The sequence below is a fragment of the Photobacterium sp. BZF1 genome (assembly GCF_014349205.1).
GTDB lineage: Bacteria > Pseudomonadota > Gammaproteobacteria > Enterobacterales > Vibrionaceae > Photobacterium.
In genome coordinates, this window is record NZ_JACSOF010000197.1 from 1 (window position 1) to 10,144 (window position 10,144).

8 protein-coding genes are annotated in these 10,144 nt (G+C 46.6%); 4 read left to right on the top strand and 4 right to left on the bottom strand.

Annotation, left to right across the window (positions count from 1 at the left end):
• Window positions 1–61 precede the first annotated feature (61 nt).
• Window positions 62–991 carry a carbamate kinase gene (locus tag BIZ37_RS27535; RefSeq protein WP_187464247.1) on the top strand — a complete coding sequence of 310 codons (930 nt, stop codon included), beginning with the start codon at window positions 62–64 and terminating at the stop codon, window positions 989–991.
• 80 nt (window positions 992–1,071) lie between these two features.
• Here the strand turns inward: BIZ37_RS27535 and BIZ37_RS27540 are convergent, their stop codons facing one another.
• A complete protein-coding gene (locus tag BIZ37_RS27540; protein ID WP_187464248.1) occupies window positions 1,072–3,441 on the bottom strand; it encodes an ATP-dependent helicase in 2,370 nt (789 codons plus the stop codon).
• Between the two features lie 227 nt (window positions 3,442–3,668).
• Between BIZ37_RS27540 and BIZ37_RS27545 the strand changes: the two genes are divergently transcribed.
• The gene (locus BIZ37_RS27545) at window positions 3,669–4,772 is read left to right on the top strand and encodes a phosphoribosylaminoimidazolesuccinocarboxamide synthase (protein ID WP_187464249.1); all 1,104 of its coding nucleotides are present in this window, start codon (window positions 3,669–3,671) and stop codon (window positions 4,770–4,772) included.
• A 54-nt stretch (window positions 4,773–4,826) separates the two neighbouring features.
• On the opposite strand, the gene BIZ37_RS27550 is transcribed toward BIZ37_RS27545, so the two are convergent.
• Window positions 4,827–5,624 (bottom strand): HAD-IIB family hydrolase, encoded by a 798-nt coding sequence (locus BIZ37_RS27550; RefSeq protein WP_187464250.1) that lies wholly within the window; start codon window positions 5,622–5,624, stop codon window positions 4,827–4,829.
• Between the two features lie 317 nt (window positions 5,625–5,941).
• Between BIZ37_RS27550 and BIZ37_RS27555 the strand changes: the two genes are divergently transcribed.
• Window positions 5,942–7,810: a methyl-accepting chemotaxis protein gene (locus BIZ37_RS27555; protein WP_187464251.1), complete on the top strand. Its 1,869-nt coding sequence runs from the start codon at window positions 5,942–5,944 to the stop codon at window positions 7,808–7,810.
• Between the two features lie 72 nt (window positions 7,811–7,882).
• Here the strand turns inward: BIZ37_RS27555 and BIZ37_RS27560 are convergent, their stop codons facing one another.
• The gene (locus BIZ37_RS27560; protein WP_187464252.1) at window positions 7,883–8,692 is read right to left on the bottom strand and encodes a MerR family transcriptional regulator; all 810 of its coding nucleotides are present in this window, start codon (window positions 8,690–8,692) and stop codon (window positions 7,883–7,885) included.
• A gap of 153 nt (window positions 8,693–8,845) precedes the next feature.
• Between BIZ37_RS27560 and BIZ37_RS27565 the strand changes: the two genes are divergently transcribed.
• Window positions 8,846–9,499: a Crp/Fnr family transcriptional regulator gene (locus tag BIZ37_RS27565; RefSeq protein ID WP_187464253.1), complete on the top strand. Its 654-nt coding sequence runs from the start codon at window positions 8,846–8,848 to the stop codon at window positions 9,497–9,499.
• Window positions 9,500–9,581: 82 nt separating this feature from the next.
• Here the strand turns inward: BIZ37_RS27565 and BIZ37_RS27570 are convergent, their stop codons facing one another.
• On the bottom strand, window positions 9,582–10,136 hold the full coding sequence (locus tag BIZ37_RS27570) for a hypothetical protein (protein WP_187464254.1): 555 nt from the start codon (window positions 10,134–10,136) through the stop codon (window positions 9,582–9,584).
• Window positions 10,137–10,144: the final 8 nt, after the last annotated feature.

Sequence of the window (10,144 nt, forward strand, 5' to 3'; positions counted from 1 at the left end):
CATATAAACCATATTCCCAAGTCATCGATACACGCTTGGGTGTACAAATGGAGATACGATCATGCGCATAGTTTTAGCACTAGGCGGAAATGCCCTATTGGCCCGTGGCCAAGCCCTTACAGCTGAAAACCAAAGAGAAAATATCCAAAAAGCCGCAGCCAGTATTGCTGCAATTGCTAACGATCACGAAGTAGTGATTGTGCACGGCAATGGCCCACAGGTTGGCTTGTTGATGGAGCAAAACAGCGCGTATCAGGAATACTCACCTGAAACAACACCGTATCCAATGGATGTACTGGGCTCACAGACCTGTGGCATGGTAGGTTACATGCTGCAGCAAGAGCTTCGTAATATTGATGCTAACCTTTCGGTTGCTACCTTGGTGACCCAAACCGAAGTCAGCAAAGACGACCCGGCTTTTGCCAACCCAACCAAGTTTGTAGGCCCGGTTTACACCGAAGAGCGCGCCAAAGAAATCATGGCTGTGAGCGACAAGGAATTCAAAGCTGACGGCCAATACTTCCGCCGTGTCGTTCCATCGCCTATGCCTAAAGCCATTATTGAGCAGCAGCAAGTTGAAACACTACTGAAAAGCGGTAATGTCGTTATTGCTTGCGGTGGCGGTGGCGTACCGGTTTGCCGTCAAGATGGCAAAATGGTGGGTGTTGAGTGTGTGATCGACAAAGACTTAACTGCCGAGCTATTGGCAGAAACAATCAATGCTGATCTATTTGTGATTTTGACTGACGGCTCTATCTACCGTAACTACGGTAAAGACGATCAGGCAGAAATGAAAGTCGCCACACCAGAGGGGCTTTCCCACTTCAACTTCCCTGCCGGCTCTATGGGGCCAAAAGTGGATGCAGTCTGCCAGTTCGTTAACAGCGGACGCGGTAATGCCGCTATCGGTTCATTGTTCGATCTAGATAGAATCCTGACAAACGAAGCAGGCACATTGATCAAAGCAGGCGAAGGTATTGAGTATTACTAAGTCAAGTTGACTTAACCTCGGTAATTTAATTAAGCCTCTACTTGAAGTAGAGGCTTAAATATTATCTTTGCTGAAATAAACTATCGTCGAACCATACTTCTCGCATTGGCAGCAACAATCAAGCGATTGACCAATACCTTTTTCTTGGTCTCCGATACCGACTGCAATTCCCTGATAATACGGTTTATCTCGCCATCTAAATATTTGGCATTTTTGGTTTTCACCATAGCTCGAATCACTTTCTCAGCATTGTCCGGCAATGGTTGCTGCATTGCCCACTTATAGCTGTATTCGCCATCAATGCCGACAACAGTATCTGTTTGCTTACTGCCACCAAGACTGACAGCCTTCGCTGTCGGGCTTTTCACTACCTTTTTTACAGGCGGCTCGGCGACATCCTGTTCACGCCCCATCCGGCGGCAGTACTCTTCTGCTACCGGGCTGGAGTAATAAGGTAGCTTCCCTTGCTGGTAAAGCTTGGCCCCTAAGTCTTGTGCCAGATTGATTTTCCCTTCCAACACAAACCGGCTGGCATTAGTCGCCTTGACCGACGGCTTATCCGGCATGGTGTAATAGACAAAGGCTTTTTCTTTAGCCCGGGTCAGTGCCACATACGCCAAACGGCGTTCTTCTTCCAAATCAGCCCCTACCGTACCCGATGCCCTATTCACATAGGGAAAGGCTTCTTTATCCCAAAACGGCAGATGGACATGGTTATATTCGCAGCCTTTGGCACGGAAGATGGTTGTCAACTGGATGGAGTCTTGCTCTTCAGCCCCATTCGCTCCCGCATTGCTATTCGCGCTTTTCTGGCCAGACTGCTGGGTATAATATTCGAAATACTGCAAAGCCTTTTCACAGCTCTGATCCATCGCTTCAAGCACAGTGGCAACACTGTCCAGTCGCTCAATGGCTTCTTCGATTTCAGAAGCCGTTGCCTCTGTTTTCCAAATCCAGCTATCAAGCCCGCTTTCGTTACGGTATTGCTTATAGACATCCGACGCCTTGAAGCTCCCCTTGCGCATTAACCGTTGCAGCAAATCGAGGCGTTCAATGAGATTATCCAACTTCAAGTTGGCATTGGCTTTTTCATAGCGGCCAATAAAGGTCAGCCACTGGGAGGGTTCCATTCCCGCCAATTGTTCACATAACGGTTTTAAGGATTTATTCGGCACATAACAGTGCGGGAAACACATCAAGCTAAACAACAATCCCGACTTCTGTGCAACGGCCAACTCTGAAAAACGCGGTGTTGCCAACGTCGCCAACTCCATCAGCAGCTTTACCTCTCGGCTATGCGCAAGCACTGACGGCACGGGCATTTGATAGGGTAACTGCTTGCTAAGGAATGCCAGCTCAAACAACAAGGTTTGCGACCAACGGCGAACTAAAATTGCCACATCAGACGGCTTCCCGCCATCAGCAAGATATTGCGCGATAGTGTTCGCAATTTCTCCGACCTGCCTTGAGGAGCCGCACTCAACAACTTGGGTATCGGAAATCCCTTCACCGGAAACAGTTAGGAACTCACTGAAACGCTCCTTATTGTTGGCAATTAGGTGACTTGCAGCCAGCGCAAGGCTATGACCGAAGCGAAACGTCTGTGACAGGGTATAGGTTTTTGCAGGGGCAAAGTCCTGTTCAAAATTGAGCATGAATTGCGGTGCGCTACCCCGCCACTTATAGATACACTGATCGACATCACCCACTGCTAGCAGTTGGGTTTGAGGACCAAGCAATTGTTTCAGCAAACGGTATTGGGCGGTGTTGATATCCTGAAATTCATCAACCACCACCAGTTTGCAGTGCTGATGAAAGTGCTCGCGGATCGCATCATCGCTTTCAAGCAGTTTGACGGTTTCCACCAGCCAGTCATCAAAAAACAATAGGCGCTGTTTCTTTCTTAGGCTTTCAAACTGCTCATAGGCATCGAGAATAAACAGGTAGTCCCGGTTGATTTCAGCAATCTTGAACACTTCGTGCGGTGAGAGCATGTAGGCTTTCACCAACCCAATAAAGCTCAACAGCAACTCAATGGTCTTAGGATCTTTGATCATCTGCTGGCGCTGGTAGGTCTTTTCAAGGCCGGATAGCTCACGCAAGATGGCCTTCACCAACGATTTATCACTTTCACCGCTCTGGTAGTCAACCTTATAACCAGTATTGCGAATAAAGCCCGTCTGGTTGAGGAACTTCAAACAGAAACTGTGGAAGGTATGCACAGGCACCTGCGCTTGGATCCCCGTATCACGGAGCTTGGCCTGAAAATCGGTCCGAATATCGCGGTTGAACATTAGCACCAGCATCTCTTGGGCAGGAATTGCTGCCAATTTCTGTTCAATCAAGCCCACTAAGGTGGTTGTCTTCCCCGTCCCTGCCCCGGCAATACAAAGGGCATTCCCGTGCTGGTGATGTATAAATGCCGATTGTTCACTGGTATAACGGGTCATAGTGGGCCTTGCGCAAAAGAATGGAGCCTGATTTTGCCACAGTTCAAGCCTGCCGCTTGAATAAATTATGACCACTTGAAATCGGTTCACAGAAATTCACTCAATCTGTGCAAAATAAATTTGCGCAAACGTTTGCTTTTCTAGCTGAAAGGCCTGCCGAGTTCTGTTATTATCGCCGGCATTAGCCTTACGTTCCCTTCGTTTAACTTTTGAAATAGGAATTCGCCATGAGCCTTGCTGATCAAGTTCTCGCTGTAAATGATGACCTGCCAATCCGAACTGATAAACCCGTCCATAGCGGTAAAGTTCGCTCCGTCTACTGGTTAACCGAAGAAGATAGCCGTCGCCTTATCCAAGAAAAAGGCTACAACGTCCAACCTGACGCACCGCTGGCTATCATGGTAATTAGCGATCGTATCTCTGCGTTCGACTGCATCTGGCATGCTGAAGGCGGCCTGAAAGGCGTCCCAGGTAAAGGTGCGGCACTTAATGCGATTTCCAACCATTGGTTCAAGCTGTTCCGTGAAAACGGTTTAGCTGATAGCCACATCCTAGATATCCCCCACCCGTTTGTATGGATTGTACAAAAAGCCAAACCGGTGATGGTTGAAGCGATTTGCCGCCAGTACATCACAGGCTCTATGTGGCGTGCTTACAGCCAAGGCGAGCGCAACTTCTGTGGTATCGAACTACCAGAAGGCCTTAAAAAAGATCAGAAACTGCCTGAACTACTGATGACGCCTTCTACTAAAGGGATCCTTACCGGTATTCCCGGCGTGCCTGAAGTTGATGACGTCAACGTAACCCGTGACGATCTGGTTAACAACTTCGAGGCATTCAATTTCCGCAGCACAGACGATATCAGCCGTTACGAGCAGTTGCTTGAAGAAGGCTTTGATGTGATCAGCAAAGAGCTGGCGGCTTTGGATCAGATCTTTGTCGATACTAAATTTGAGTTTGGCTACGTGACCGATGCCGAAGGTAAAGAAAAGCTGATCTATATGGATGAAGTGGGTACACCTGACTCATCACGTATCTGGGACGGCGAAGCTTACCGCAACGGCGAAATCATCGAAAACTCGAAAGAAGGTTTCCGCCAGATGCTACTTAACCACTTCCCTGACCCGGACATCCTACTGAACAAAGACCGTATGGATGAGCGTTTTGCCCTTGCTCGCAACAACGAGTTGCCAGTGGAAGCACTGATGAACTTGTCTAAGGTATATACCGATATCGCAGAGAAAGTCACTGGCGAGAAAATCGTGCTTTCTGAAAACCCGAAAGCTGAGATCGTTGCAGTGCTTCGTGAACAGTACGGTTTGATTGACTAATTAATTAGTCTCTCTTAAAGATAAAAGGCAGCCAAGTGGCTGCCTTTTGTTGTATTAGATAAGTCGAGATATCAGCGCAGCGACACTTTCAACCGTATCTTCTGCTACCGCGATAAGTTCTTCTTTGGCATTAGATACAGCGAACCCTCGAAACGCTTCTAACATTGGAATATCGTTGTAATCGTCTCCAATCACCGTCACATTTGAACGAGAGATATTTGCGTGCTGCATAATACGTTCCAGCCCGCTTGCTTTGGAAATTCCTTTGGGAACAATATTGATATAGTTAAGGTTGATAAATACCTCAACATCGGCTTTATGTTTGTCTAAAATCCGGTTTCGAACCGCATTTGCTTGCTGTTGATCTTTTGCCAAACATCCGACCAATAGCACTTCGTGCTCTAGCGACTGCTCGATACTTCTTGAGTAAATAGCTAAATTACGCTGATAAACTTCTCTTGCAACGGGATCGTGTTGGCTCTTATCTCGGTGAGTGAAATTACAACCATCAAATCCATTCGATATGATAAGTTCATCGTTAAATTCTTCGCGAATATCATCGACTAGCGCAGAAGCTAATGATGACGAAAACGCCTGTTTGAATATCACCGTATTGTTACTATCTATGATGAGGGAACCATTGAGCGCTACGAGATAATCAAATTGAACATCCTTATTTTGACGCTCATACAGCATACTTGCCGCATCTCGTCCTGTACTAATCGCAAAGATATTTCCGCGTTGTTGCCATTGAGACACCGCGGCAAGGTTTTCTGCTAACGCCTCTGGATTCGTTTTGTAAAAGAAAGTCTTGTCATAGTCAGAAGCGAGTAACTTTGTCGTAGAAGTCATCAATGAGTCCAAATATTCGAGGGAAATTAACTAACTAAGCTTGCTAGGATATTCTCACTACACTAGCATTTTCCACTATTTTTAAACAAGCTCAGTGTTTCTGAGCAATGCTACTGACAAGATCAATTATGCCCCCCTTAGTCATACTAAATTGTCATATTGAGGTAATCATCTGGTGGCATATAATTCTTTAAAATCACAACAATACAGCAAAAATTATCAACTTCAGATCACAAAATACATCGATTTGCATTAACAATTCCGTTACCATGCCGACATTATAACTATTCTACTTTCTGCGCTTGTTGAGGGATCCAATGAAGTTCAGCCATAAAATTGTCGCATCATCATCGGCAATACTATTGGTGGCACTCGCACTACTGTCGGCCAACCAATATTTCAATACTAAAAATCAAATCCAGTCTTTGGTTATGCAAAGCATGGAGGAAATCATTTCCGGCATGAGTAACACCGTCAATGCCGAACTGGAAAGCAAAAAGTCATTAGCGAGTTATACCGCCGGCTTAATCACCAGTGATATGTCACTGGATCATATCCATACCGTTATCGAGCAACCCACTATCAAAAATACTTTTTTGCTCACCGGACTTGGGTTTGAAAAAGACGGCAGTTTCACTAGTAACGATCCTAGTTGGGATCCAGGGGCATCATGGGAGCCTCGAGCACGCCCTTGGTATATTGATAGCAAGCAACAGCGAAACACAATTATTACCGCACCTTACGCTGACTCTGTGACTAACGAGATTTTGGTTTCTATTGCTAGTCCGTTAATCGCTAATGGCCAGTTCGAGGGCGCAATCTTCTTTGATATGAGTCTGTCGGGTCTGGCCGAAATGGTTAACCAAGTTTCCTTGTTCGATGCCGGATACCTTTTTATCGTGGACGCTAACGGCACAACTATCGCCCACCCCGATGCGCAGTATAACGGCAAGCCAATGACGAACTTTATTGGCAACCACCCTATTTCGTCTGACGCCGTTCACGCAGAACTGGACGGTAAGACCGTGACATTGTCATTTAGCCAAATTGCAGGCCAAGAATGGTATATCGGAGCCGTTTTAGATGAAAGCATCGCCTTTGCCGCAGTCAACCAACTGCGCAACGATGCGGTGATCTACTCATTCGTCGCCTTGATCGCCGGGATCATCGCCCTACTACTATTGATCAAGGTATTGATGCGACCGCTTGCTGATCTCAATACTGCTATCCAAGATGTGGCTTCCGGTCAGGGTGATCTTACCCGCCGTCTTGAGACCAGTACCGATCAGGAGTTTGCCGAACTGGCTACAGGCTTCAATGCCTTTACTGAGAAACTACAGACTCTGATCCTACAATCTAAAGCTCTCAGTACCGATATTCTGTTGGGTACTGAGCAAACGGCAGCAGGTGCGCAGCAGTCGGCTTCTGCCATGTCCAACCAACTCAAAGAGCTGGATCAACTGGCAACAGCGATGCACGAAATGGCGGCGACATCGGTAGAGGTTGCCAACAATGCCCAGGGCGCAGCAACAGCCGCACAACAGGCCGATGAAGCGGTACAAGATGGCGGCCGTATTGTCTCCCATACTGCCAATGCTATTTCTGACTTATCCGCACAAATTGATGAGGCTGTCGAAGTCGTCAGGCAGCTTGAGGTATCGACTGGCAACATTGAGTCAATCCTAAAAGTCATTAATGAAATTGCCGATCAAACCAACCTACTTGCCCTCAATGCTGCTATTGAAGCAGCACGTGCTGGCGAGTCAGGCCGTGGCTTTGCTGTTGTTGCAGATGAAGTACGCACCCTTGCCCAGCGGACACAAGAGTCCACCACTGAAATCCGCCAGATGATTGAGCAACTGCAATCGGGGGCTAGTTCGGCAGCGAGTGTAATGGGTATGAGTAAAGAGACTGCCGCTTCTACCGTTGAGAAGTCACAAGAAGCAGACGATGCTCTGGTCAGGATCAGCGGGGCTATCCAGCAAATCAATGATATGAACCTACAAATTGCTTCGGCGGCTGAAGAGCAAAGCTTGGTGGCCGAGGAAATCAACAGTAATACCCTAAACATCAAAGAGCTGAGCGTACAGGTTTCTGACGCTGCGGCAGCTGCTGATCAGGCACTTGAGGAGCAGATCGCCAAAGTGCGAGAGCAGGACTCAATCATGAACAAGTTTGTGGTTTAGCGCTTTTCAAATCACTAGCAAACAAATAAGGCAGCCAACTGGCTGCCTTGTTTTTTGGTTGCGTATACCACCCTATTGTAATCTCACCGGCACTTGCAACTCGGTCAAAAACTCATCGGGGTTATCTGTTTCATGGATGTCGATTTTGTATAACTCAATCGCAGGGCCATTCATCGCCAATCCATTTTCAGCCATGTAGACCTTTACCCTGTCGTAGTGCCTCTTGATATCTTCCATATCATCGTGCCCCCAGAAGTTGAGGCATAGATACTGCCCGCCTTCGAGGGTGTGGTCACCGGCTTCATCCAAAATAAAGCTTTCGCTATATATGCCATATTTTCCAGCATCAAAATGTTGATAGGTAATCCGCGCGCCTGCATTGCCGAAACCGGTATAACGGGTTTCCTCACCAAAATGGTTAGCTTCAATTTCCTTATGCATCCGGTCAACATCCCAAAATGACGTCGCTTGTTTCTTATTAACCCAGCACTTTCGCTCCGGTAACGTCTTTAGCTCAATTTCCATATCGCACGGGGTCTTCTTGGTGGTAACCAAGTGCTTCTTTCTCAGTTGCAGATCTTGCTTCAACCCTTGCAGTTCAGCTTGTTGTTGTTCAATTGCCTCAAGCTGTAATTCGATCAATGACTCACTCTTGCCGATAGTACGGTCCACTAAGTGGTCTTTGATATCAAGCAGACCTATATCCAAATGACGTAAGGTGCGGATAACATTGAGTTTCCAGATCTGGCGGTTGGAATAATACCGATAACCATTGTCTTTGACATATTCAGGCTCAAGCAGCCCAATTTTTTCATAGTGGCGCAATGTATCTACGCTGACATCATACAGCTTGCTGATTTGACCAATTCGATACAGTTTCATAAGGATGCTTACTTTTGTACATGTCTGTTAATTCGCGCAAACAATAAGACAGTGGGAAATACAATTCTGTGCGAATCGCACAAACACCAAAAAAAGCGTGTTAGACTGACATGACAAGGCTGGCTAACCAACACCTCAGTAAACTAAATCACGATGAGTATACCGGAAGAATATCAAACACAATTCTCTAAGTACTTAGATGCTAAAAAGTACCCTAGCTTAACTAAGCTATTTCTTGAATCTGGCCGCATTACGACTTATCCCCAAGACAGCATCATTGTCGGGCAAAACGTCCCTATGACAGATATCTGCGTCATGTTCTCGGGGGAAGTAGAAGTCTCTTATGTCGATCAACATGGGATCTTGTATACCATGGCTACACTCGGTGCTGGCAGTTGGCGGGGCGAACCGGAGTTTTTAGAGCCAGGCTCGGTGGGTGTATTCAGCAAAGCACTGACAGAAGTGGTCGAACTGCAAGTCTCATATAAAACCTTGAGACAAAGCAAGGTAGAAAAAGCTGAGTTATATGAGTTCCTCGCCCGCAATTTAGGCAGCAGGATAAAGCTTGCCCACAAACTTTATCAGCAAAGGACTATTTTTACCCTTGAAGAGCGTATCCTCACCCAACTCAACTCGTTAGCAGACTCATCAGGTTGCGTGCAAATTACCCAGGAGAAGTTAGCCTCTTACATGGGTGCTAGCCGGTATCAAATCATCCGGTCATTGAAAAAGCTCGAAGCGAAAGGCCTTGTCGCCCGTAAAAGCTATGGGGTGCTAGAACTACTTAAGGAACAACAGCAGCACTGATAGTTAACTCAAATCATAGTGTTAATAAAAAAAAAGAGCTACACGAATGTAGCTCTCAGTAAATCATTAATGCTCAATAGACTTATTCTTCAGTGTATTCCAGCGAAGAGTGATGCAGCGCAATACGCATCGCACCGGCATCATCTTTCACAAATTTCCACGTTTTATCTACGCTGGTCTGGTTGCCTTCACCGTCAGTGAAATGAACCTTACCCATAGTGCTCGCACTGTTACCGGTAATGAAGACACCCGCATTTTCGATTTCACACTTTGTCCAGTTCTTCAGCGCAAACCCAGTATCCTGCGGGTATGTTTCATCGCCACCGACGAAATAAGACAATGCACCTTCTGGCGTGGTACGGAATGTTTGTGGGTTAACCGTCAGGGTTGGTTTGAACAACACCGTTCCCATTTGGTATGCGTAGGCACCGTCGATCACCTCTTGTGCCAAGGTTTTAGCCGCTTCATGTCCATTTTCTGTATAAGTCGTGCTGATATCTACCAATGCCTGACACCAGCCATGCTGGGCAGCGAGCACCTCATCTTCTGTTACCGCCTGATTAACAACAACACTAGCAAAAGCTGAGCTTGAAATAGAAAGCAGTGCAAACGCCTTAATTACGGTTTTAATTTTCATGGTAGTTA